Below are 22,900 nucleotides of genomic sequence, written 5' to 3'. Positions count from 1 at the left end.
TCACCTGAGCACCAGGGAGTGGGGGCCGCGCGGCACCAGTTCCCCCACCACCGGCGCTCCGGGCACATCGCCCGCGACGAGCAGCCCGCCGGAGGTCTGGGCGTCCGCCAGCAGCAGCCGGGTGTCGGCGTCGGTGGTCCCGAAGTCGGTGTGCGGGGCGACCCATTCGAGGTTGCGGCGGGTGCCACCGCTGACGTAGCCGTCCCGGACGGCCTCCCGCGCCCCGTCCAGGTAGGGCACGGCGGCCGTGTCGACCACGGCGGTCACGCCGGAGGCGCGGGCCAGCTTGTGCAGATGGCCGAGGAAACCGAACCCGGTGACGTCGGTGGCGCAGGTGGCCCCGGCCGCGAGCGCGGCCTCCGCGGCGTCCCGGTTGAGCGCCGTCATGGTGGCGACGGCCTGCTCGAACCGCTCGCCGGTGACCTTGTGCCGGTTGTTCAGCACCCCCACGCCCAGCGGCTTGGTCAGCGACAACGGCATGCCCGGCCGTCCGGCGTCGTTGCGCAGCAGCCGCTCGGGGTCGGCGAGGCCGGTGACGGCCATGCCGTACTTCGGTTCCGGGTCGTCGACGCTGTGCCCGCCGCCGACGTGACAGCCGGCCTCGGTGGCGATGTCCAGGCCGCCGCGCAGCACCTCGCGGGCCAGGTCGAAGGGAAGCCGGTCGCGGGGCCAGGCCAGCAGGTTCACCGCGAGCACCGGCCTGCCGCCCATCGCGTACACGTCGGACAGCGCGTTGGCGGCGGCGATGCGTCCCCAGTCGTAGGGGTCGTCCACGACCGGGGTGAAGAAGTCGGCCGTACAGACGACCGCCGTGCCCCGGTGGGTGACGACGGCGGCGTCGTCCCCGGTGGCGAGTCCGACGAGCAGCGGGGTGTCGCCTCCGGCGAGCGGGGGCACGGTCAGCCCGGCGACCACCTCCTCCAGCTCTCCGGGCGGGATCTTGCAGGCGCAGCCGCCGCCGTGGGCGTACTGGGTGAGCCGGACGGGCGCCCGGCCGATCGGCGGGGATGTCGATGTCATACCGGCGGTCTCCTGGGGCAGTAGCCTGACGTGCGGGGAGGCGTGTGGGTGCCTGGTGGCCCTCCCGGTCTTCAAAACCGAGGGGCCCGAGGATCTCGGGCCGGCGGGTTCGATTCCCGTCCGCCTCCGTTCACCGCGTCGGTGCGGCAGCGTCTGCGCTGGTCGTCGACGCGTTCGGTGTGGCCGTGGACGTCCAGGAACTCCAGCAGCGGTACGGCCACCCGGCGGGTGGTGTCCAGGGCGCGCCGGGCCTCGCTGAGCGTGAACGGCTGGGGCAGGGTGCGCAGCACGGCGGCGGCCTCGGTGTCGGCGCCGGGCAGCAGCACGATCCCGTCGGCGATCCGCAGCAGGGCGCCGGCCGTGACGGCGGCGGCCAACGCCTTGCGGTCCAGGCCGAGTTCGGCGAGCCGACCGGCCTCCGGCGCGCGGAACGGCGCACGGGTGAGGTCGTCGCGCACCGCGTCCACGCCGGCCTGGACGGGCGGCGGCAGGGCGGGCCGGAGGCTGTCCGAGCGGTACAAGCGGCCCTGCCGGGCGTGGAGTCGGGGTGTTGCCCCGGCCAGCGCGTCGACCAGGGCGCGGTCGGGCAGGCCGAGCAGCCGGCGGGCCGCCTCGGCGGGCAGACCGGGCTCCAGCGGGTGCGCGCGGGCATGCCGGCCGACCTCAGTGGCCAGCCGGTCCTTCAGGGCGTTCCAGTAGGCCGCATCGGCCACCCAGTCCCCGGCGACGGTGTGGGCAGGGGACCGCCCTTCGCCGGTTCGCCGGCCGGCGGTGCCCGCCGGGTCCTGGACCTCGGGTGCGGCAGGTGGCGGAACGCCCATCGCCCTCAGGTCGGCGCACCGGATCAGCTTGCGGCGGCGCAGTTCGGCGGTGCCGTCGGGACGGCCGGTCATGCCCGCGAGTTCCGCCGCGCGGGCCCGGCCGGCGCCGCGCCGGGTCAGCCGGGGCGGCCGTACGTCGAGGACCGTGACACCGCAGGGCATGCGGCTGCCACCGGGTTCGCGCAGCACCGCGCGGTCGCCGACCCGCAGGGGCAGCCCCCGGGCGAGGGTGAGCCGGGCGGTGTCCTCGCCGAGCGGGCGTACGGCCACCGGTACGGCGGCGGTGCCGATGTGCAGGGTGACGGAGCGGGGCAGGTCGGCGACCGGCTCACCGGTGACCCGGACGTCCGTCACCTCACTGCTCAGCCAGCGGTCCGGGGTCAGCAGCACCTGACCCCGGCGCAGGCGGTCGTCGCCCGGTCCGTGCACGTTGACCGCCACGCGGGCCACGCCGCTGACCTCCGTCCGCTCCTCCTGCAGCGTCTGCAGCGCGCGCACCCGGAGCACGGCCGTACCGTCCCCGGTGACCAGCCGGTCGCCGATGCGCAGGGTGCCCGCGCCGAGCGTGCCGGTCACGACGGTGCCGTGTCCGCGCACGGTGAAGGCCCGGTCGAGCCAGAGCCGTACATCGGCGTCGGGGTCGGGGTCCGTCAACTCGCCTGCCAGTCGCGCCAGTTCATCGCGCAGCTCGTCGAGTCCGGCGCCGGTGACCGCGCTCACCGCGACCGCGGGCACCTTGCCGAGGGAGGTCCGGGCCAGCCGTTCGACGGCGTCGGCGCGCACGGGTCCGGGGTCGGCGAGGTCGCTGCGGGTCACCGCGAGGACGGCGTGCCGGACGCCGAGCGCGTCGAGGACGGCCAGGTGCTCCTCGGACTGGGGCTGCCAGCCCTGGTCGGCGGCGACCACGAACAGCACGGCGGGCACCGGTCCGACTCCGGCCAGCATGGTGGGCACGAAGCGTTCGTGCCCGGGAACGTCGACGAAGGCGAGGTGGTCCCCGTCCGGGCCGAGCCGGGTCCACACGAAGCCCAGATCGAGGGTGAGTCCGCGGCGGCGCTCCTCCTCGTAGCGGTCGGTCTCCATGCCGGTGAGGGCCCGTACCAGGGCGGACTTGCCGTGGTCGACATGGCCGGCGGTGGCGAGCACCCGCATCACGCCCGCCCTTTCCCGGCGGGCCGGGCCGAGCGCACGGCATCGGCCAGCCGTTCGTCGTCCTGCTCGGGCACCGCCCGCAGATCCAGCAGGCAGCGACCCGCCTCCAGCCGTCCGACGACCGGGCCGCGGCCGGTGCGCAGCGCGGCGGCGTACGGCTCGGGCAGGGACAGGGCGGCGCTGGGCAGGGTGACCCCGGGGGCTCCGCCGCCGCCGACGGTCGCGGCGGACTCGACGGCCCGTACGTCGATGCCGTCGGCGGCGAGGCTGTCGGCCAGCCGGTCGGCGCGGGCGCGCAGGCGGGCCGGGTCGGCGGTGAGGGCGAGGGCGGTCGGGGTGGGCGGGCCGGTGAGGGTGGCCTCCAGCGCGGCCAGGGTCAGTTTGTCGACGCGCAGGGCGCGGGCCAGCGGGTGCCGGGCGAGGGCGCGGACGAGGTCCCGGTCACCGAGCAGCAGTCCGCACTGGGGGCCGCCGAGCAGTTTGTCGCCGCTCGCGGTGACGAGCGCGGCGCCCGCGCGCAGCTGCGTCTCGGCGTCGGGCTCCTGAGGCAGCGCCGGATGCGGGGCGAGCAGCCCCGAGCCGATGTCGACGACGACCGGCACACCGAGAGCGGCGAGGTCGGCGACCTCGGCGGACTGCGTGAAGCCGGTGATACGAAAGTTGGACGGATGCACCTTGAGCACGAACCCGGTGTCCGGGCCGATCACGGTGGCGTAGTCGGCGGCGGTCGTGCGGTTGGTCGTACCGACCTCGCGGAGCCGGGCGCCGGTCGTGACGAGCAGGTCGGGCAGGCGGAAGCCGTCCCCGATCTCCACCATCTCGCCCCGGCTCACGACGATCTCCTTGCCGACTGCGAGGGCGGTGGCGGCGAGCACCAGCGCGGCGGCGCCGTTGTTGACGACGTGCACCGCCCCGGCGGCCGGGACCCGCTCGCGCAGGGCGGCGAGGGCGGAACGGCCACGGCGGGCGCGTACGCCGGTCACCAGGTCCAGTTCGACGTCCGTGGGCCCGGCGGCCTCCTGCACGGCCTGCCGGGCGGCATCAGACAGCGGGGCCCGGCCGAGGTTGGTGTGCAGCAGCACTCCGGTGGCGTTGAGCACCGGACGCAGCCCGCTCGCGGTACCGGGCAGCAGGGCGAGGGCGGTCGGCAGCACCTGCTCGGGCGGGACGGTCTTCTCGCGGGCCCGCCGCTGCGCCTCGTGCACGGCAGCCTTGACCACGCCGACGCCGAGCCGGTCCACGGCTGCGGCCAGGCGGGGGTCGCGCAGCAGACGGTCGGTGCGCGGAATACGACGGCGCACGTCGGCGCCGTCCGGCGGCCGTACGGAATCCTCCGACAGCCGTGCACAGTCCTCCGGCGGCCGTGCGGAATCCCCCAGCGGCCGACCACAGTCCTCCGGCGGCCCTGCGGAGCCCTCCGGCGGCCGTGCGGTGTGATTCCGTGGTCCTGCGGTCGTGCCGGAACGCCGTTGCGGGGCGGCCGGGCCGGGCTGGGTCGCCCCGGTCCGCTGTTCGGCCGCGCTCGCCGTCCGCTGCTCCATGCCGCCGCTGTCCCTCCGGTCCGGCCCGGGCCCGTCCGGGCTGCGCCCATCGTCTCCCAGTGCCCCGGACCGGCCGTTCGACACGCCGGGAGCCGGGTTGGCGGCGGCCACCGCCCGGGTACTCGACGCCGCATGAACGACAAGGAGCGCGTACACGCCGGCGAGGACCGCGGCCGGCAGGACGAAAGGGCCGCGGCCGCCGAGCGCGCCGCACACCGCCGGCGCGAGACGGAGCGCGAGCGTGCCTCCGCCGAGCCGTTCGACCACCCGTACCCGGAGCGCCGGGCGGGGATCCGGGCCCGGCGGCACGTGAGCGAGGCCCACGCTGTCGCGGACGCGCCGCCGGGCATCCCGGGCGGCTACGGCACGACCGGCGGGGGCCAGGCCGGCGCCACCGGCTCCGCACATCCGCCGGTGCAGCGGGACACCACGTCAGGTACGGGCTCCGCGGAGCCGGGCGGCGACGACGAGGGCCGGTGAAGCGCTCCGGCCGGTGAAGCGGGACCGCGGTGTCCTGGCACTCCCGTTCCTGTGTGACGGGGGCCCGGTCGGTCAGCCCCGGCCGTCCGTGTTCGGGAAATTCTCGGCGTTCTCGGCGTCCGGCTGCGGCCGGGGCGGCGGGGCTTCGCCGGCGGTGAGGTGTTCCAGTACCTCGACCAGTTCCTGGCAGGCCCTCTCCACCGAGCGCCGGGTGTTGCGCTGCTCGGTGATCAGCGCGGACAGCAGGAGCGCGGTCAGGGCCATGGAGCCGTTGAACGCCTGGAGCTTCGCCATGACCTCGATCCGGCTGAGCCCGGTGAAGGAGCCGACGCCGTCCGTCGCCGCGACGGTGGCCAGCACGGACGTCAGCAGCGCGGACAGCGCACTGCCCGCCAGCTGGAAGCGCAGGGCGGCCCAGATGAGGAGCGGGTAGACGAGGAAGAGCAGGCTGACCGTGCTGTAGACGGCCAACGGCACCAGACAGCAGGCGACGACGGTCAGGGCGGTCGCCTCCTTCCACCGGGCCAGGGGCAGCGGCCGGCGCGCGCGGTGCAGCAACAGCAGGAGCGGGGTGACGATCAGGACGCCCATGGCGTCGCCCACCCACCAGGCCAGCCAGACGAGCCAGAAGTCCGCCGCGTCGAGCTTGTCCGTGAGAACCAGGAGGCCCACGCCGACGGTGGCGCTGATCAGCGTGGCCGTCAGTGCGCCCAGGAACACCAGGGCGATGCCGTCCCGCAACCGGCCGAGGTCGGTGTGGAAGCGGGCGCGGCGCAGCAGAAGCGCCGCGCACACCGGTGCGCCGGTCTGGCCGGCGAGGGTGATCAGCACGTCGGGGCGGAAGCTGGTGACGGACATCACGGCGAAGAAGGCGCCGATCGTGATGCCGGGCCAGCAGCGCAGACCCAGGATCAGCAGGGCGGCGACGGCGACGCCCGTCGGCGGCCAGATGGGGGTGACGACGGCGCCCTCGACGGTGAGTTCGCGCACGAGTCCGAGCCGGGCGGCGGCGTAGTAGCAGGCCGCGACCGCCAGTACCTGGACGGCGTAACCGCCTGGCCGGCGCAGAACCTGGAAACCCACCACAGCAGCCATCTCACACCGGCGGCCCCGGGTCGGCGAGGCGAGAGGCGGTGCCGTCCGGCCCTATGGCTGAATCCCCGCCCCGGTCGAGCGGCGGCGGGCCGCCCCGGTCGGCGCCGGATCCGGACGACGCCGGACCCACGGCTCCGTCACGATGGGGCCGAATGGCGCGGTGGCCCGGCGGTCGGGGCGGGTCATGTGCGGATTCCGTCCAGGCCGACGACGAGGACGGCCGCGTCGTCCTCGTGCCCGACGCTCTCCGCGCCCTTGATCACGGCGGCGGCCAGCGCGGGCGCCTCCAGGCCGGCGACGGCGGCGATACCGGCGAGGCGCACCACTTGGTCGAGGCCGTCCTCGACGGTCAGCGAGGGGCCCTCCACCACGCCGTCGGTGAGCAGCACGAACACGCCGCCCGTGGTGAGCCGGTGTCGGCTGACCGGGAACTCCATGCCCTTGTCGATGCCGAGCGGCGGCCCTCCCTCCGCGTCGACGACGCCGGACCTGCCGTCCGCCGTGGCCCACACGAACGGGATATGGCCGGCCCGTGCGCTCTCCAGCACTCCGGTGGCCAGGTCGAGGCGCATGAAGGTGCAGGTGGCGAACAGGTCGCTGCCCAGCGAGACCAGCAGGTCGTTGGTGCGGGCGAGGAGTTCGCCCGGCTCGCCGGTGACGGAGGCGAGGGCGCGCAGTCCGGCCCGCACCTGGCCCATGAAGGCGGCGGCCTCGATGTTGTGCCCCTGGACGTCGCCGATGGACAGCCCGATCCGGCCGTCGGGGAGGGTGAACGCGTCGTACCAGTCGCCGCCCACATTGAGACCGAGGTTGGCCGGTGCGTAGCGGACGGCGAGATGCAGGCCCGGTGCCGTGGGCAGGTCCCGGGGGAGCATGCCGCGCTGCAGGGCGATGGCCAGCTCGACCTGGGTGCGCTGCAGCTCCGCGCGCTCCCGTGCCTGGGCGGTGAGCGAGCCGAGCCTGGCCAGCAGCTCGTCGCCTTCGTCCGTGGAGCGCTTGCGGGGCATCGATCACTTCCGGCGGGGCGGTGGTCTTCCCTGACCGGCCGCCTGCATGTTCGGCAAACGCCTAGATTTTACCTATATCGGAAGATCTCGCCCTGCGGGTGGAGCGCGGTACGGCTCCCGGTCAGCGCACCTCGGAGTCGATCCCGGTGATCACGGCCGGTCCCAGCGGCGCGCTCCGTTCGTCCAGTCCCGCGTCGTGCAGAGCGGAGTCGGCCAGCCGACGGGCTTCCTGCTCGGCATGCGGACCGGTGTCGGCCTCCACGGTCAGGCGGAGCGTGAAGGTGTTGTCCTCGTTGACGCTGAGCACGTCGAGATCCTCGGCGCTGCCCATCCGCGTGCCGTGCGGATCGGCGGGCCTGAGCGACGCGGCCAGGCGGCTGCGGGTACTGGTCCCGACATCCGCGGTGAAGGTGCCGGGAACGCTGATCACGTAGGTCGTCATGACGATCCTTTCCTCGGGCGTCCCCCCGCCTACCCCGATTCACGGCGTTCGCACGGTGCCCCCGCGGATCAGCCCGTGCAGGCCGGAGGCGGCCGTCCACACCAGGAGCGGCAGCACGGCGACCCGTTCCATGCCGCCCATGCCGAGCCCCGGGTAGTGGTGGGAGACGAAGAGCCCGAAGGCGACGAGACCGACACCGCCGAGCACCGCGCTCCCCCACCGCAGCAGGCGCGGCACGCCGTCGGCGAGAACGAATCCGGTCAGCATCAGGCCCGTGTTGCCGGTCACCATGATCAACAGGGCGCCGAGCACGTGCTGGTTCTCGTGCACGTCCGCGGGTGCCGACCCGACCAGCACGAACCCGACGCCGGACCCCGCGAGCAGCACCCGGCACAGGAGCGCCGCGCTGCCGCGCCGCCAGAGCGAGCCCGTCAGCACGACCCCGGCGACGAGCAGCAGGCCGAGGGTGACGAACGAGGTGTTCATCAGGGCGTGGCGGGGAGAGCAGACATACCGCGGCTCGGGCTCGGCCTGCCAGGCGCAGCGCGCGTTGCCGAGATCGCTGATGTTGTTCCGCGCCCAGCTGTACGGCCGTGCCCACGCCGACTCGGCGAGGCCGTGGCACACGAAGAACTGCGCCACTCCCGCGATCCACGCCGCACGCCCGACCCTGTCCCACATCCGTTCGCCTCCCCGTCCCCGGCCTGTGTCACGGCAAGCCGATCACGAGGCGGGCGAGCGGCACACTGCGGCAGGCCCCCGTATCCCTGGTGCCGGTACCCCCCGGCACCTGTCCTGGCCCGGATCCGCCGTAAACCGGGTGGCAAGCACGTGCGCTTCAGGGTTGACGGGCCGGGGCCACGTTGCTCACCGGCCGGCCGCTGCTCGCACCGGCCGCCGGGCACACCGTGGCGACCGTCCTCCTTGTCCTGCCCAGGCCCTCCGTGTTCGGGGTCGGTGCGACGCTGATCAGCCGGGTGCTGTACGAGGCCACGGACGACCCGTCGCTCGCGGGTGCGTTCGCGACGTCGGCGCTGAACGCCGGCGCCGCCCCGGGGCCGGTGCTGGGCGGCGCCGTGATCGACGGCGGCCTCGGCCACCGCTCGCCGGGCTGGGTCGGCGCCCTGCTGGTGACCTTCGCACTCGCCGCCCTGGGCGGCGTACGTCGGGGCGGGCGGGAGCGGCAGTCCGTGTGACGAGCCGGCGGTGGCTCACAGCGGGGAGTGGGCCACCGCCGTCACATAGGCGCCGAACAACAGGGACACGACGGTCAGGGCGCCGTAGACGACCACGGCGTGGGCCGGCCGGTGCCGCCAACTGCGGGCCAGGGCACGGGCCATGGGGATGAGGAGCGGGAAGGCGGGCAGCAGGAACCGCGGCTTGGAGGAGAAGGAGCCGGAGCCGCCGACCACGAGCAGGACCAGGACCCCGGCGAAGACCACGAGGACCAGCGGGGCCCGTTCCAGGCACAGCAGCGCGAACAGCAGCACACCGATCACGACGATCATCAGGGCCGCCGGGTAGACGACACCCCCGCCGTACAGCAGCAGGGCTTTGAGGAAGCGCACCGATCCGGCGCCGAAGTCGAAGCGGGAGTCCCAGGCGCTCTGCACCTTGAAGTAGCCGCCGAGCATGTCTCCTATCCGGCTGCCCACCCACAGCACATAGCCGAGCCAGCCCAGCGGCGCCAGTACGGCACCGGCCCACAGGCTCACCGGTACCCGGCCGCGCTGCCGCAGCGCCTCGTACCCGGCGGCGAGGGCGACGGCCACGGCGATCGCGAAACCGCTCGGCCGCGACAGTCCCGCCAGCGCGGCCAGCGCCCCGGCCCACAGCCAGCGGCCTTTGAGCACGCAGTACAGGGACCAGATGGCGAGCGCGGCGAACAGCGACTCGGTGTAGGCGATGGTGAGTTCGACGGAGTGCGGCAGGGCGGCCCACAGCGCGACCAGTGCGGTGGCCACCCCGCGGCCGTAGAGGTGGTGGCCGATGACGTACACGCCGTACGCCGCCACACCCGCGGCGATCCAGGCGATGAGCAGCGCGGCCTGGCCGGGGGTGAACGGCAGGACCGTGGTCAACGCCCTGATGAGCCACGGATACAGCGGGAAGAACGCCCAGTCGCTCTGGACGTCGCCCTGCGGTGTGATCCAGATCTTGTGGCCGTAGCCCTGGGCCGCGATGTGCAGGTACCAGCGGGAGTCCCAGGAGTGGGCCAGGGTCTTGACGAGCGGGTGGCCCCTGACCGCGTTCATGAGGATCACCGCGAGGACCCCGGCGAACCGGACGGCCACGAACAGGGCTAGAGCCGGCAGCGCTCCCTCGGGGATGCCGCGCCGGGTGATCCGCGGCAGGCCGGGGCGGCGGAGGGGACCGGAAGGGGCGGCCGACTCGGACGGCCGGGGTACGGAAGAGGTGCTCACTCTGTTGACCTTGGGCACGCCGGGTAAGACGTGCAAATCGCGACCCGGGTTTCTTACGCACTTCCACCCCGATTCAGGAATTGGTCAAGAAATGGGTGCACATCCCTTACCTCACCACCCCCGGGAGGAGCACCTGAGAGGTGTGGTTACCATATGAGCGCTGCCTAGCTCGAAAGATGGATCCGTGACTGTCAACGACGACTCGTTCACCAACTGGAAGATCCGCGAGGAGATCGCGGAGGCGATGATCCCGCTCATCGGGAAGCTGCACCGCGAGCGGGACGTGACCGTCCTGCTGCACAGCCGCTCCTTGGTGAACAAGTCGGTGGTCAGCATCCTCAAGACGCACCGTTTCGCCCGGCAGATCGCCGGCGCGGAGCTGTCGGTCACCGAGACCATGCCGTTCCTGCAGGCCCTGACCGCGCTCGACCTCGGGCCCTCGCAGATCGACCTGGGCATGCTGGCCACCACCTACAAGGCCGACGACCGAGGCCTGAGCGTGGCGGAGTTCACGGCCGAAGCCGTCGCCGGCGCCACCGGTGGGAACAAGATCGAGCGCCGTGAGCCGCGCGATGTCGTGCTGTACGGCTTCGGCCGCATCGGCCGGCTCGTGGCCCGCCTGCTGATCGAGAAGTCCGGCTCCGGCAACGGTCTGCGCCTGCGCGCCATCGTGGTCCGCGGCGGCGGCGCCGAGGACATCGTCAAGCGCGCCTCGCTGCTGCGCCGCGACTCCATCCACGGCCAGTTCCAGGGCACCATCACCGTCGACGAGGCCAGCAGCACCATCGTGGCCAACGGCAACGCCATCAAGGTGATCTACGCCGACGACCCGTCGGCCGTGGACTACACCGAGTACGGCATCCGGGACGCCATCCTCATCGACAACACCGGCAAGTGGCGCGACCGCGAGGGCCTGTCCAAGCACCTGCGCCCCGGCATCGAGAAGGTCGTGCTGACCGCGCCGGGCAAGGGCGACGTCCCGAACATCGTGCACGGCGTCAACCACGACACCGTCAAGCCGGACGAGCAGATCCTGTCCTGCGCCTCCTGCACCACCAACGCCATCGTGCCGCCGCTGAAGGCGATGGACGACGAGTACGGCGTGCTCCGCGGCCATGTGGAGACCGTCCACTCGTTCACCAACGACCAGAACCTGCTGGACAATTACCACAAGTCCGAGCGCCGTGGCCGCTCCGCGCCGCTCAACATGGTGATCACCGAGACCGGGGCCGCCTCCGCCGTCGCCAAGGCGCTGCCGGACCTCAGGGCGAAGATCAGCGGCAGCTCGATCCGCGTCCCCGTGCCGGACGTCTCGATCGCGATCCTCAACCTGCAGCTGGCCCGCGAGACGACTCGCGAGGAGGTCCACGACTACCTCCGTGAGGTGTCGCTGACCTCGCCGCTCAAGCGCCAGATCGACTTCATCACGGCGCCCGACGCGGTCTCCAGCGACTTCATCGGCTCGCGCCACGCCTCGATCGTGGACGCCGGCGCCCTCAAGGTCGACGGCGACAACGCCATCCTCTACCTCTGGTACGACAACGAGTTCGGCTACTCCTGCCAGGTCGTCCGCGTCGTCCAGCATGTGTCGGGCGTGGAGTACCCGACGTACCCGGCGACGGCGGTGTGACGCCGAAACCCTGAGCATGTGTGCGGCCGCCGACCGGGGTTCCGGTCGGCGGCCGCCGTGTTCGGGCGGGTGCGGTCAGGCCTTCGTCGGCTTGGCGCACGCGCCCGCGGCGCACGCCGTGAGCCACTGGTCGAAGTCGGCGTCGTAGCGGGTGCCGATGCCGTCGTGGTAGACGGCGTATCCGCCGGCGAAGTCACCGGCCCGGAAGCGGGCGAGCATGCGCTGGAGGTCGTCGGGGTGGTTCTCGGCCATGTAGCGCACGGCGAGGTAACCCCACGGGTAGGTGCGGATCACATCGCTGTTCTCGTAGGTGTTCTCGAACAGCGTGCTCAGCTTGTAGGTGTGCTTGCCGGCCTCCTGGATCGCCTGGTCGTCGGCGAGGCCGCGGTAGCTGTACGAGATGTACTCGGCCACGCCCTCGATCCACCACACGTCCGGCACGGTGGTCTCCTGGGCGAAGTCACCCTTCATGTCGTCGCGGCCGTCGAGGAAGTGCGTGTACTCGTGGTTGAGGTTCCAGATCCGGGCGGTGAAACCGTCGTCGTAGTTCTTCTGGTACATGATCGACGTGACGTGGTTGGCCGGATCGGTCGGGTCGCCGTCCAGGGTCATGCCGCCGTTGTCGGTGCTGATGCCGTAGATCGGCCCGGCGTAGGTCTGGTAGTCGGCGCGGCTGGCGAAGACCACGAGCTGGATGGTGGAGACGTACTGGCCGGGTATCGCTGCGTCGGCCTTCACCACACCACGGAAGTAGGCGCTCTGGTTCAGCACGCTCGCGCAGGCGGCGTCGAGGTCGGCGGCGGTCAGCGACTGGGCGAGGACGGTGACGTTCCCGTCACAGTGGCGGCTGACCGGCAGGACTGCCCGGGTCAGCTTGCCCGCCAGGTCGCAGACGTCGTAGTAGGCGCAGTTGGCGCCGTCGTAGGAGTTGGCCTGTGTGGCGACGGCGACCCAGAGCCCGGCGGTGGGACCGGTGATCGCGGTCCGGTCCAGGACGTCCTTGGTCAAGGGCCGGACAGCGTCCTGAAGTTCGGGGTGCTCGACGTAACGGGCCAGGTTCATCCCGGCATTGGAGTCCAGGAAGGCCAGATCGGTGCCGAGCTGGTCGGTGTTGGCGAGCGCGAAGTCGTACAGGGTGTCGATGACGCGCGGGTCGGACTCGACGGCCTTCACGTACTCCGGGTTCCAGTTGCCGCGCCACAGCGGGGTGTAGACGTCGTTGACGGCCCGGATCATGCTGTCGACCGAGTCGTAGGAGCTGTCGTAGTCGTTCAGCAGCCGCCGGTAGACGTCCAGGTAGCGGCCCTGCTGGTCGGCGCTGTCGGTGAGGATGACGCTCTCGCCGAGGATGTCGCCGTTGGCCGCGCTGACGTCCCGGGAGTGGGAGCGGGCGAAGAAGGCGTCCAGGCCGGCCGTGACGGCGGAGGTGAGGCGGGGCGTGTACGACCCCACGTCGCCGGAGTGGTTGAACTGCACGTAGTAGCCGGCGCGCAGGAAGAGGACCAGTTGCTCGACGCTGCCGGAGTTGTCGCCGCGGTACTGTCCGGCCGCACGCGTGTACGCGTTCGCGACGGTCAGCATCTGGGCCTGGCGGAAGATGTCGTGGGCGTCCCTGCCGGTGACCGAGAACAGTGTGTTCACGCAGTCCGTGGACGAGGCCTTCACGAAGGAGACGAGAGCGGATCCGGTACGGCGGCCGAAGTCGGCCGGGGTGCACGAGGCCGCCTTGGTCACACCGCGCGGTGCGGCTTCCATGCTGCGGGTGAACGCCGGTGCCCGCGGCGGGAGCTGGGCCGGACTGAGCCGCCGGGCCTGGTTTGCGGAATGCTCGGTGACGGCGGTGGTCGCGCCCGCCGGCGACGGCACGGACGTGTGCCGGTGGGGAGCGGCGGTGGCAGCGGAGTGCGGCATCGGTGCCGCCGGTGCCGGCGTGGCCAGCAGACCGGTCACGGTGACGCAGACGGCCGCGGCGCCGGCCAGGCGTCCGCCGGTGCGGGGGTGCCTGCGGCCGGGCATGCGTCTGGGCAGCGCGAAGCGATAGCGCATCTGGATTCCTCCACGAAGGGATGCGCCTCTGTGGGGTGTTGAGGCGTGTGAGGCACTGTCTCAGCGGGCCGCCCGGCTCAACAATGCCGTGTGACATAGCACATGCCACTACCCGCTCATAACATCACGGTGCACCTTTGACACACCATTCCCGCGTCTCCGCCACGATCCGCCGGACAGGCCTGGTACTCCCGTCGGAAGTCGTTGCCCGAGCGGGCCGGCTTTGTTGTCCCTATGACCCGGCGTCCTCATCGTCGGGGCCGTCGGGCGCGGGCGCAGCCGGCCGCGGGGCCAGGGCCTGGACCGCCGCCAGCCGGACGGTGTCATCCGGGTCGTGTTCGGCGCGGTCGCGGAGCACTCCACCGGTGCGGGGATCGTGCCTCCAGCCGGCCCCCAGCGCGGTGACGGCGGCCTCCCGCACGGAGGCGGCCTCGTCGTCCGTGGCGTGCCGGACGAGGGCGGACGCGGTGGCGGGGTCGTCGGGCCAGCCCGCGGCCAGTTCGGCCAGGGCGACGTCGCGGACCATCTCGTTCCAGTGCCCGGCGTTGAGATGGTGGTGCAGGACGGCACGGGTGTCGTCCTCGCCCGGCCATCGGGCGCACAGGGCACGGACCGCTTTGAGCTGCGCGGTCTGACTCTCGTCGGTGAGGGCACGCTCGCGCAGGAACGGCGCGGTGTGCGGATCGTCTTGCCAGCCGGCGGCGAGCGCATCGAGCGCCGCCTCGCGCACGTCCAGGCTGTCATCGGATGTGGCGCGGTCACGCAGGAGCGCGGCGATCGCGGGGTCGCCGGGCCATTGGGCCCCGAGAGCCCGCATCGCGCCCTCTCGTATCCAGCTGTCCCGGCACCTCACCGCCTGGTCGCGGAGCCATTCGACCGTTTCCGGGTGGTCCCGCCAGCCCGCGGCGAGCGCCTCGACGGCCGTCATCCGCACGTCGGGGACCGGATCCTTGCGGGAGCGCCTGCGCAGCAGGCGTTGAGCCTTGGAACTCCCGGCCGCGATCACCGCCAGGGCGGTGATCGCCGCAGCCCGGACATCGTAGAAGGGGTCCTTGACGGCGATCGTGCGGATCAGGCGCTCGGTTCGGGGATCGTCGCGCCACCAGGTGACCAGCGCGTCGAGCGCCGCTTCCCGCATGGTCCGCCAGTCATCGGCGCACAGCGACGCCAGCGATTCGAAGGAGACGTCACCCGCTCCCCCGGCATGTTCGGCGCCCCTGCTGTCCCCGGCGAACAGCGCGAGCCGGGTTTGCAGCGCCACGACGCGCACACGGGCGTCGAGGGCCGGACGGATGATGAGCGAGGACAGCTCCCGACGGAGCGCCTCCCCTTCCAGGCGGACATCTGCCGCGTCAAGGGTGCGGAGATAGTGCAGGGCCTGATGTATCGCCACCTCCCTTCCAGCCTCGCCGCACCTGAGCTCCGCCAGCACCAGTGCCACCCGTTCGGCGCCGTCGAAGTCGTCGTACTGGCCCTCCATCAACGCCCAGAAGGCGTGGCTGCGCACGTCCGGGTCGGTGTCGTTGGCGGCGCGGTCACGCAGCAGTGCGCCGGTGTCCGGATCACCGGCCCAGCCCAGGCCCAGTGAAACGACGGCCGTGAGGCGCAGGTCGTAGGGCTTGGCCTCGGTGGCCAGTCGCCGCAGAAACCCCCCGATCTCCGGGTCTCCCCGCCAGGCGTCCAGCGCGGCGATGGCGGCCTTCCGCACCTTGCGCGTACGGCCCCGTACGGCCAGGCCGCGCAGCGTACCGCCGACCTGCGGGTCGCCCGGCCACCCGGTGCCGAGATCAGCGGTGGCGAGATCGTCCCCGTGTTCGGCGTGCGCCTCCAGCAGGGCACGCGCCTGAGGGTCGCCGGGCCACGCCGTCGCCAGCGCGTGGCGGGCGGCCTGCGCCTGGTGGACGCGCCGGATGTCCCGGTCGTCGGCGAGGTCGAACAGCAACTGCCGTGTCTCGGGGTCGTTCCGCCACCCCTCGGACAGCGCGGCCACCGCGGCCTGTGTCACTGCCGGATATTCGTCGCTCGTGGCCAGGGCACGCAGAATCCGGCCCGTGTCGCCGTCTCCAAGCCAGTCGGCGGCGTCCTGCACCGTCGCGGTCATCGGCCCCTCCCCTGACGACACGTTACCCCTTGGTCGCCCCAACGGGCCGTCCCGGGAGCCGCAGTTCGCAGTGATACCCACCGATCGGAGCGGTACGGTGAACCCTACTGATCAGATCATCTGTCAGGATACGCCGTGGTACGGGTGGGTCGCTGCTTCTTCCAGAACCCGGGGGTGCCAAGTGGCAGACGAATCGGACGAGTTGCACGAGCTGTTCGTGATCGCGTCCCTGGCCGCACAGGAGGGTGCCCGCCTCCTCCGGGACACCGACAAGACCGTGAGCGGTGCCGACCGGCCGACCCGAGCGGGGTCGCGTGCCAGGACCCGCGACGCCGGGATGATCCAGACGACACCCCCTAGGCGCCGGTGACGCTCCAGGTCCGCGAGGCCCAGGCCCGCAGGTGAGGTGCCTGGGCGACGAGGTCGCTGTAGGCCGCCGTCGCGGACTGGGACAGCGCCTCCACGACCTCCTCGGTGACGGTGTCGGGCCGCCAGGCCAGCACATAGCGGCACCACAGCGGGGAGCCGACCAGCGGCTTGACCACGACGTGCGGGATCGGCCGCAGCGTCGGCTGCACGAGGGACACCCCCAGGCCGTCGGCGATCATGCTCTGCAGCTGGGTCTGGTCACCGAGGAACTCATGGACCGTGACCGGGGTGAACCCGGCCGCCGCGCAGGCGTCGTAGAACACCCCGGGCCAGCCGGCGCCGTCGTCCGGGGTCACGAACCACGCGTCCTCGGCCAGATCGGCGAGCTGGACCTGGGCGCACTGACGCAGCCGGTGCCGGGAGGGCAGGGCCACGAACGTGGGTTCGGTGACGATCCCGCGATGCCGCACCGCGCCCGAGTGGCGCAGTTCCATGCCCGGATAGTCTGCGGCGATGGCCGCGTCCACCGCGCCGTCCTCCAGCAGCTCGACGATCCGCGAGGAGGCGTAGACGCTGGTGACGGCGAGGGCCAGTTCCGGCAGCCGGGCGCGGACGCGCGAGACCGTGCCGGACAGCATGGGTGAGTTGGTCGCCGCCACCCGCAGGGTACGGCGGGCTCGGGCGGCGGCCGGGCGGTGGCCGATGGCGTCGGCGCGGGCCAGTACGTCGCGGGCCTGGGCGACGACCTCGGCTCCGTAGCGGGTCGGCCGTACTCCGCTCGTACCGCGCTCGAAGAGCGGCTCGCCGAGGTGGCGCTCGATGCGCCGCAGCTGGGTGCTCACGGCGGGCTGCGAGTAGCCGAGCTGTGCCGCGGCCCGGCCCACGCTTCCTGCGTCGGCGATCGCGCACAGCACCCGCAGGTGCCGCAGCTCCAGCTCCATCGCTCCACTCCTCGTTCCGTCCACGGCCGCCCCGGAGATCCGTCCGCCTCCCGGGAAAACCACTGCTCACAGCCACCGCCGGCCGAGGTGCGGCCGGCGGACCGAAGCGTCGCACTGTGCCGCGCCCGGCACAAGTCGCAGGTCCGCCGAGCTGGGGCACCGCTTCCGAGCGGACCGGTCCGCGTCAGTGGCGGCCCAGCACCTCCGCGACCCGGATGAAGCCGTCCGCGCCGTGGCCGAGGCCGATGGTGCGCCGGGCCATGCCTTCCACGGCGCGCATCACGCCCGCGTCGATCCCGTGGTCCTCGGAAACGGCCACCACATGGGCCATGGTCGACGCGGCCGAGGTGAGGGGATTGACCGCCCCGGAGTAGGTGCCGTCGTCGGCGTCCTGCGCGAACTCGGCGAAGAGCGGTGGCAGGATCGCGCCGATGCCCTGGGCGAAGGGTGCCAGTTCCCCGGCGGTGACACCCTCCGCACGGGCGATCGCCACGGCGTGCGCGTAACCCGCCATCGCAGTCCAGAAGAGGTCGAGCAGCGCGATGTCGAACGTTGCGGCGCGCCCGATCTCCTCGCCGAGGTGGGTGTGGGTGCCGCCGAGCACCGCCAGTACGGGCCGGTGCTCCTCGTACAGGGCGCGCGGTCCGCTGTGCAGGAAGACCGCCTCGGGTGTCCCGATGCTGGGGGCCGGCGTCATGATCGCGCCGTCCAGGTAGCCGATGCCGTGGGCGGCCGCCCAGTCCGCCGTCTCCCGGGCGCGGGCCGGGGTGTCGGCGGTGAGGTTCACCACGGTACGGCCCTTGAGGGCGGTGCTGACGGGATCGGGCCGCAGGAGGGCGTCGACCGCGTCGTAGTTCACCACGCAGACGACGGTCAGGTCACCGGCGGCCACGGCCTCCTCGGCCGATCCGGCGCCGACCGCGCCCTGCTCGATCAGCTCCCGGTCCCTGCCCGGTGTGCGGTTCCAGACCGTGGTGCGCAGACCCGCCCGCAGGAACGCGCCGGCCAGCGAGCGGCCCATCGGGCCGAGACCGAGCACGGTGACGGCAGGAAGATTCGTGGACGTGGACATGTTTCAACTCCCGTATGTGTAAAGGACTGTGGCCGTACGGCCCGACGAGGAACAGAAGAGGACGCCGATGACACGCAGCCGCGCCCAGGATCCGAACGTCTGCGGGGTGACCGCTGCGATCGCCGTGATCGACGGCAAGTGGAAGACGTCCCTGCTGTGGCTGCTGGAGTCAGGCCCGCACCGGCCCGGCGAACTGCGGCGCCGGCTGCCGGGGTTGAGCGAGAAGGTGCTGACTCAGGCGCTGCGCGAGATGGAGGAGGACGGCCTGGTGCACCGTGAGGTGTACGACGTGCTGCCGCCGAAGACCGTGTACACGCTGACCGGTTTCGGCCGCGACCTGTCCGAGGCCCTGGGCCCTGTCTCCGAGTGGGGACACCGCCATGTGGAACGGCTCCGCGAACGCGGGGCGGCGTCCTGACGCACCACCGCTGTCACCTCCTCCCGTGCCGTCGCCGTGGTCCCTGACCTTGGAAAACAGCCTCTCCCGGGCGGGTCGCGCTGCCAAGTACGCACAAAAAAGTGGGTGTGCGGGCGGCGGTGCAGCACGGCAACCACCACATCGGCACGGAGCAGGCCGCCGAGCGCGTCGTTCGGACCTCGTACTCCCGCGGGGCGCGGGACACGGAACTCACCGACTGCGACCACCTGTTGCTCGGCCCGGCCGGAGTCGGGCGCGGGCCGGCGGCCACCGTGCTCGCCGAGGCGGGTTTCACCGCGGACACCTGTACTGCCGGTTCCGCGGAGCACCAGTGCGGGCGGGCGCCCCCTCCCCCGGCGGCGGAGGCGCCCGCGTCCGTCAGTACGCCCGCGCCACGACCGCCACGTTCCCCGGCTGGTCGTCGCTCTCCGGGACCGAGCCGTCCGCCGCGACCAGGCACCGCACCGACACGCCCTGCTCGGCGAGCCTCGCCTCGCCCTCCGGGCCCAGCGTGGCCCAGGGAATGCGGGCCCAGCCGGTGCTCGCGGACTCCACGGCCTCCTCCAGCGTGGTCACCTCGACCGTGCGGTCCTCGCGGCGCCGGCGGGACTGCTCCAGCAACAGCGCCTGGTCGTCCTCCAGCACCCCGGGCAGCAGCGTGGGCAGCGCCCCGATCGCGGTCGGTTCCTTGGTGCCCGGGACACGGCGGACCAGCACGGCGGTGCCGTTCTCCAGGTCGCGGGGCCCCACCTCGATCCGTACGGGCACGCCCTTCAGCTCCCAGTCGACCGCGCGCCGGCCGAACGGTACGTCCGTGTGGTCGTCGACGTGGACCCGGACACCCGCCTCCTTCAGCCGGTCGCCGATCGCATGGACCAGGTCCAGGACCGCCGCGTCGCCCTTGACGGCGAGGACCACCGCCTGCACCGGGGCCAGCCGGGGCGGGACGCGCAGCCCGTCGTCGTCCCCGTGCATCATCACCAGCGCGCCGACCATGCGTGTGGTGGAGCCCCAGGAGGTCTGCCAGACGTATTCCTGGGAGCCGTCCTTGGACAGGTAGCGGGTGTTGAACGCCCTCGCGAAGTTCTGCCCCAGCTCATGGCTGGTGACCATCTGGAGGGCCTTTCCGTCGCCCATCATGCTTTCCAGGGTGAGGGTGTTGACGGCGCCCGCGAAGCGCTCCTTGACCGTCTTGCGGCCGGAGACGTGGTCCGCCGCGAGGACGTTCTTCAGGAAGTCGCCGTAGACCTCGCTCTGGATGTGCGCCGCGAAGGCGCGCGCCTCCTCGTACGTGGCGTGCGCGGTGTGGCCCTCCTGCCACAGGAACTCCGTCGTGCGCAGGAACACGCGCGGGCGCAGCTCCCAGCGCACCACGTTCGCCCACTGGTTGATGAGGAGGGGCAGATCGCGGTAGCTGTTCACCCACTTGGAGAAGTACTCGTTGACGATCGTCTCGGAGGTGGGGCGGACCACGACGGGCTCCTCCAGCTCCTTGCCGCCCCCATGGGTGACGACGGCCAGCTCGGGAGCGAAACCCTCGACGTGCTCGGCCTCCTTGGTCAGGTAGGACTGCGGGATGAGGAGCGGGAAGTACGCGTTCTGCGCGCCCGCGTCCTTGATCCGGGCGTCCATGTCCTGCTGCATCCGCTCCCACAGAGCGTACCCGTACGGTCGGATGACCATGGTGCCGCGCACCGGGCCGTTGTCGGCCAGCTCGGCCTTGCTGATCAGGTCCTGGTACCAGCGCGGGAAGTCGTCCGCGCGGGGTGTGAGTACGGGTGCCTTCGCCATGCCCGGCAGGCTAGGCCCCGCTCACCGCCGCCTGCGAACCAATTAAGGCCCCCGCCGGCCCCTCATGCCCAAGCCTTTCAGGCAAGTCCATAATGGCTCATGACAGAAGGGGAGGCACAGAGACGTCCACCGCGACTAAGGGCCCGCGACGCCGGGATGATCCAAACGACACCCCCTAGGCCCGCGCACACCCCGGCCGCCGCGAGCGCCGGTGCACGGCACGCGCAGCTGACCCGGGCCGTCCTGCGCGGCTACGACCTGGCCGGGCCCGACCAGGCCCAGGCGGTCCGTCTCCTCGGCGGCGTCCTCCACGGCTACGTCGGCCTCGAACTGGCCGGCGGATTCGGCCACAGTGTCCCCGACCTCCAGGAGTCGTGGACGCCGATCGCGGACGCCCTGGGCCCCCTGCTGCGCAATTGGCCCGCCCCCTGACCCCCAGGACAGCCGCATGATGCACACCACGCCCCTGACCGCCGATCTCGTCCGCGGCGCCCTCGATCTGGAGCGCACGGCCATCGGCCTGCTGCCGCACCGGCTGCCGGCCCGCGCCCGCGCGCAGTGCGCCGATCCGCAGCTGGCCATGGCGGAGTCCCAGCCCTCCGGCGTACGACTGGTCTTCCGCACCCGCGCCACCACCATCGAGCTGGACACCCTGCCCACCAAGCGGGTCTTCGTCGGTGCACCGCCCCGCCCGGACGGCGTGTACGACCTGCTCGTCGACGGACGTCCGGCCGGCAGCGCCCGGGTCGCCGGCGGCAGCACGCTCACGATCGACATGGCCGCCGGGACCGCCGAACACCGGCCGGGCCCCGTCGGCACCGTGCGCTTCACCGGTCTGCCCGGTGCCACCAAGGTCGTGGAGGTCTGGCTGCCGCACAACGAGACGACCGAACTCGTCGCCCTGCGCACCGACGCGCCCGTCGAACCCGTACCGGCGCGGGGCGCCAAGGTGTGGCTGCACCACGGCAGTTCCATCAGTCATGGCTCGGACGCCGCGAGTCCGACCACCACCTGGCCCGCGCTCGCCGCGTCCCTCGGCGGAGCGGAACTGATCAATCTGGGGCTGGGCGGCAGCGCCCTGCTCGACCCGTTCACCGCACGCACCCTGCGCGACACGCCCGCCGACATGATCAGCGTCAAGCTCGGCATCAACGTCGTCAACACCGACCTGATGCGGCGGCGCGCATTCGGCCCCGCCGTCCACGGCTTCCTCGACAGCATCCGGGACGGCCACCCGGACACCCCGCTCATCGTCGTCTCGCCGATCCTGTGTCCCCTCCACGAGGACACGCCCGGTCCCACTCTTCCGGACTTCTCCGCCCTGAGCGAGGGGCGGCTGCGGTTCCGGGCGGCCGGGGACCCCGCGGAGACGGCGAGCGGGAAACTCACCCTGGGAGTCATCCGCGAGGAGCTGGCCCGGATCGTGCGCGAGCGGTCGGCCGAGGACCCGCATCTGCACTACCTCGACGGCCGTGACCTGTACGGCGAGGCCGACTTCACCGAACTCCCGCTGCCCGACGGCCTCCACCCGGACGCCGCCGCGCACCGCCGGATCGGCGAACGGTTCGCGGCGCTGGCGTTCGCGCCGGGCGGTCCCTTCGCGCACTCCGCCGTCTGACCGTCCCGGCCGGTTCACACCAGGTGGGCGAAGACGACTAGGTTGTCGGTGTAGTCCCGCACGTCGTGGTCGTAGTCCCCCGCGCAGGTGATCAGCCTGACCTCGGGGCGCCGGGCGTCGGCGTAGACCCGCTTGCTGGGGAAGGCGTCCTTGGCGAAGGTCTCGACGCTGTCCACGACGAACTCGGCGTCGCTCCCGTCGGCACGCTGCACGGTGAAACGGTCACCGCGCTCCAGCTCGTCGAGGCCGGCGAACACCGCCGCGGAGGTCGTCGTGTCGACGTGTCCCGCGATGACGGCGGTGCCCCTCTCGCCGGGCGAGACACCCTTGGCGTACCAGCCGACGAGGTTGGTGTCGCCCGCCGGCGGGGGCTCGAGCTGGCCGGAGGCGCCGATGTCCAAGGTGGTGAAGGGGGCGTCCACGGAGATCTTCGGGATGACCAGGCGGGTCGGCGCGGACCGGGGCAGCGCCTCGCCGGCCTGCCGCGGATCGGTCTGTGCGGCGGCGCTCGCGCCCGCGGCACGGGACGCATGCGAGCTGCCGTCCGAGCCGTGGTGTCCGCCGAACATGGTGACGGCGAGGATCGCGATCGCCGCGCCCCACAGCGTCAGCCGCCCGCCACGGCCCGAGCTCTGCCCGTCCGCCGGCGGTTCCGCGGGGGGTGAAGAGGAGGAATCTGCTGCCATCGGACACCACCTCACTCGGGCACGGCAGCACGGGGATCAGAACAGGAGGGCGCCGGGGCGCATGGCGCGGCGCGGGAGTGGGACGTACACGGGCGTCGGTGTGCAAGGCCCCGGGTGCGGGGCGGGACGTACCGGGTGCCGGCGCAGGGGCCGAGCGCCGGGAGGAACGCTCACGCGGCACCGGTGCGCATGGCCCGGCCGGGGGCGTACGGGGCGCGGGCGCGGCCATGCCCCGGGTGTTGGGGGG

General features: G+C 72.6%; 20 protein-coding genes, 1 tRNA gene and 3 pseudogenes. 9 read left to right on the top strand and 15 right to left on the bottom strand.

All coding sequences use genetic code 11. The features are described from left to right. The gene (gene selD / locus ACZ41I_RS13755) at positions 1-1,020 is read right to left on the bottom strand and encodes a selenide, water dikinase SelD (protein WP_468514133.1); all 1,020 of its coding nucleotides are present in this window, start codon (positions 1,018-1,020) and stop codon (positions 1-3) included. A 36-nt stretch (positions 1,021-1,056) separates the two neighbouring features. On the opposite strand from selD, the gene ACZ41I_RS13750 reads away from it, so the two are divergent. Further along, positions 1,057-1,149, top strand: a tRNA-Sec gene (locus ACZ41I_RS13750). Between the two features lie 83 nt (positions 1,150-1,232). Here the strand turns inward: ACZ41I_RS13750 and ACZ41I_RS13745 are convergent. Next, positions 1,233-1,841 (bottom strand): annotated as a pseudogene (locus tag ACZ41I_RS13745) (selenocysteine-specific translation elongation factor); the annotation flags it as partial. Between the two features lie 70 nt (positions 1,842-1,911). Here ACZ41I_RS13745 and ACZ41I_RS13740 point away from each other — a divergent pair. Continuing rightward, a complete protein-coding gene (locus ACZ41I_RS13740) occupies positions 1,912-2,235 on the top strand; it encodes a hypothetical protein (protein WP_363219246.1) in 324 nt (107 codons plus the stop codon). Between the two features lie 332 nt (positions 2,236-2,567). Here the strand turns inward: ACZ41I_RS13740 and ACZ41I_RS13735 are convergent. Next, positions 2,568-2,993: pseudogene (locus ACZ41I_RS13735) on the bottom strand (GTP-binding protein); the annotation flags it as partial. Continuing rightward, positions 2,993-4,534 (bottom strand): L-seryl-tRNA(Sec) selenium transferase, encoded by a 1,542-nt coding sequence (gene selA / locus ACZ41I_RS13730; protein ID WP_468514132.1) that lies wholly within the window; start codon positions 4,532-4,534, stop codon positions 2,993-2,995. The pseudogene ACZ41I_RS13735 and the gene selA, both read right to left, overlap by 1 nt. Positions 4,535-4,666: 132 nt before the next feature. Here selA and ACZ41I_RS13725 point away from each other — a divergent pair, with 132 nt between their 5' ends. Next, positions 4,667-5,014 carry a hypothetical protein gene (locus ACZ41I_RS13725; RefSeq protein WP_468514131.1) on the top strand — a complete coding sequence of 116 codons (348 nt, stop codon included), beginning with the start codon at positions 4,667-4,669 and terminating at the stop codon, positions 5,012-5,014. Positions 5,015-5,086: 72 nt separating this feature from the next. Here the strand turns inward: ACZ41I_RS13725 and ACZ41I_RS13720 are convergent, their stop codons facing one another. The 4 genes from ACZ41I_RS13720 to ACZ41I_RS13705 form a co-directional block, all read right to left on the bottom strand. Continuing rightward, positions 5,087-6,109 carry an MASE1 domain-containing protein gene (locus ACZ41I_RS13720; RefSeq protein ID WP_363219248.1) on the bottom strand — a complete coding sequence of 341 codons (1,023 nt, stop codon included), beginning with the start codon at positions 6,107-6,109 and terminating at the stop codon, positions 5,087-5,089. Positions 6,110-6,291: 182 nt separating this feature from the next. Next, positions 6,292-7,116, bottom strand: coding sequence for a PP2C family protein-serine/threonine phosphatase (locus ACZ41I_RS13715; RefSeq protein ID WP_468514130.1), 825 nt, complete (start codon positions 7,114-7,116; stop codon positions 6,292-6,294). A 121-nt stretch (positions 7,117-7,237) separates the two neighbouring features. Continuing rightward, positions 7,238-7,558, bottom strand: a complete 321-nt coding sequence (locus ACZ41I_RS13710; RefSeq protein WP_363220299.1) for a hypothetical protein — start codon at positions 7,556-7,558, stop codon at positions 7,238-7,240. A gap of 39 nt (positions 7,559-7,597) precedes the next feature. Next, on the bottom strand, positions 7,598-8,239 hold the full coding sequence (locus tag ACZ41I_RS13705) for a DUF998 domain-containing protein (protein WP_468514129.1): 642 nt from the start codon (positions 8,237-8,239) through the stop codon (positions 7,598-7,600). Positions 8,240-8,421: 182 nt separating this feature from the next. Here ACZ41I_RS13705 and ACZ41I_RS13700 point away from each other — a divergent pair, with 182 nt between their 5' ends. Beyond that, entirely contained in the window at positions 8,422-8,754 is a 333-nt protein-coding gene (locus tag ACZ41I_RS13700; protein ID WP_468514128.1) for a hypothetical protein, read from the top strand. Between the two features lie 15 nt (positions 8,755-8,769). Here the strand turns inward: ACZ41I_RS13700 and ACZ41I_RS13695 are convergent, their stop codons facing one another. Further along, complete coding sequence (locus ACZ41I_RS13695) at positions 8,770-9,999, bottom strand: glycosyltransferase family 39 protein (protein ID WP_468514127.1); 1,230 nt, start codon at positions 9,997-9,999, stop codon at positions 8,770-8,772. Between the two features lie 166 nt (positions 10,000-10,165). On the opposite strand from ACZ41I_RS13695, the gene ACZ41I_RS13690 reads away from it, so the two are divergent. Next, entirely contained in the window at positions 10,166-11,611 is a 1,446-nt protein-coding gene (locus ACZ41I_RS13690; RefSeq protein WP_468514126.1) for a glyceraldehyde-3-phosphate dehydrogenase, read from the top strand. A gap of 75 nt (positions 11,612-11,686) precedes the next feature. On the opposite strand, the gene ACZ41I_RS13685 is transcribed toward ACZ41I_RS13690, so the two are convergent. Together ACZ41I_RS13685 and ACZ41I_RS13680 are read right to left on the bottom strand one after the other, a co-directional pair. Beyond that, positions 11,687-13,657 carry a collagenase gene (locus tag ACZ41I_RS13685; RefSeq protein ID WP_468324026.1) on the bottom strand — a complete coding sequence of 657 codons (1,971 nt, stop codon included), beginning with the start codon at positions 13,655-13,657 and terminating at the stop codon, positions 11,687-11,689. Positions 13,658-13,889: 232 nt separating this feature from the next. Next, positions 13,890-15,758, bottom strand: a complete 1,869-nt coding sequence (locus ACZ41I_RS13680; RefSeq protein ID WP_468514125.1) for a HEAT repeat domain-containing protein — start codon at positions 15,756-15,758, stop codon at positions 13,890-13,892. A gap of 181 nt (positions 15,759-15,939) precedes the next feature. Between ACZ41I_RS13680 and ACZ41I_RS13675 the strand changes: the two genes are divergently transcribed. Continuing rightward, on the top strand, positions 15,940-16,128 hold the full coding sequence (locus ACZ41I_RS13675; protein ID WP_468514124.1) for a hypothetical protein: 189 nt from the start codon (positions 15,940-15,942) through the stop codon (positions 16,126-16,128). Here the strand turns inward: ACZ41I_RS13675 and ACZ41I_RS13670 are convergent. Both ACZ41I_RS13670 and ACZ41I_RS13665 read right to left on the bottom strand, forming a co-directional pair. Beyond that, positions 16,115-17,068 carry a LysR family transcriptional regulator gene (locus tag ACZ41I_RS13670; RefSeq protein ID WP_363220208.1) on the bottom strand — a complete coding sequence of 318 codons (954 nt, stop codon included), beginning with the start codon at positions 17,066-17,068 and terminating at the stop codon, positions 16,115-16,117. The two genes, ACZ41I_RS13675 and ACZ41I_RS13670, sit on opposite strands and share 14 nt — an antisense overlap. Positions 17,069-17,252: 184 nt before the next feature. Continuing rightward, complete coding sequence (locus ACZ41I_RS13665) at positions 17,253-18,140, bottom strand: NAD(P)-dependent oxidoreductase (protein ID WP_468514123.1); 888 nt, start codon at positions 18,138-18,140, stop codon at positions 17,253-17,255. 67 nt (positions 18,141-18,207) lie between these two features. Here ACZ41I_RS13665 and ACZ41I_RS13660 point away from each other — a divergent pair, with 67 nt between their 5' ends. Beyond that, positions 18,208-18,558 carry a winged helix-turn-helix transcriptional regulator gene (locus ACZ41I_RS13660; RefSeq protein ID WP_363220206.1) on the top strand — a complete coding sequence of 117 codons (351 nt, stop codon included), beginning with the start codon at positions 18,208-18,210 and terminating at the stop codon, positions 18,556-18,558. A gap of 378 nt (positions 18,559-18,936) precedes the next feature. Here ACZ41I_RS13660 and proS read toward each other — a convergent pair whose 3' ends face one another. Further along, positions 18,937-20,349, bottom strand: a complete 1,413-nt coding sequence (gene proS / locus ACZ41I_RS13655) for a proline--tRNA ligase (RefSeq protein ID WP_468514122.1) — start codon at positions 20,347-20,349, stop codon at positions 18,937-18,939. 195 nt (positions 20,350-20,544) lie between these two features. Between proS and ACZ41I_RS13650 the strand changes: the two are divergent. Together ACZ41I_RS13650 and ACZ41I_RS13645 are read left to right on the top strand one after the other, a co-directional pair. Next, a pseudogene (locus ACZ41I_RS13650) lies at positions 20,545-20,781 on the top strand (TetR-like C-terminal domain-containing protein); the annotation flags it as partial. Between the two features lie 19 nt (positions 20,782-20,800). Continuing rightward, positions 20,801-21,967 carry a GDSL-type esterase/lipase family protein gene (locus ACZ41I_RS13645; protein WP_399768396.1) on the top strand — a complete coding sequence of 389 codons (1,167 nt, stop codon included), beginning with the start codon at positions 20,801-20,803 and terminating at the stop codon, positions 21,965-21,967. 14 nt (positions 21,968-21,981) lie between these two features. On the opposite strand, the gene ACZ41I_RS13640 is transcribed toward ACZ41I_RS13645, so the two are convergent. Further along, positions 21,982-22,653, bottom strand: a complete 672-nt coding sequence (locus tag ACZ41I_RS13640) for a class F sortase (protein ID WP_363220203.1) — start codon at positions 22,651-22,653, stop codon at positions 21,982-21,984. Positions 22,654-22,900 lie beyond the last annotated feature (247 nt).

The organism is Streptomyces sp. NPDC030799, from assembly GCF_055572255.1.
Note: the sequence above shows the minus strand (reverse complement) of the source record. Positions and strands in the feature narration are given on the sequence as shown.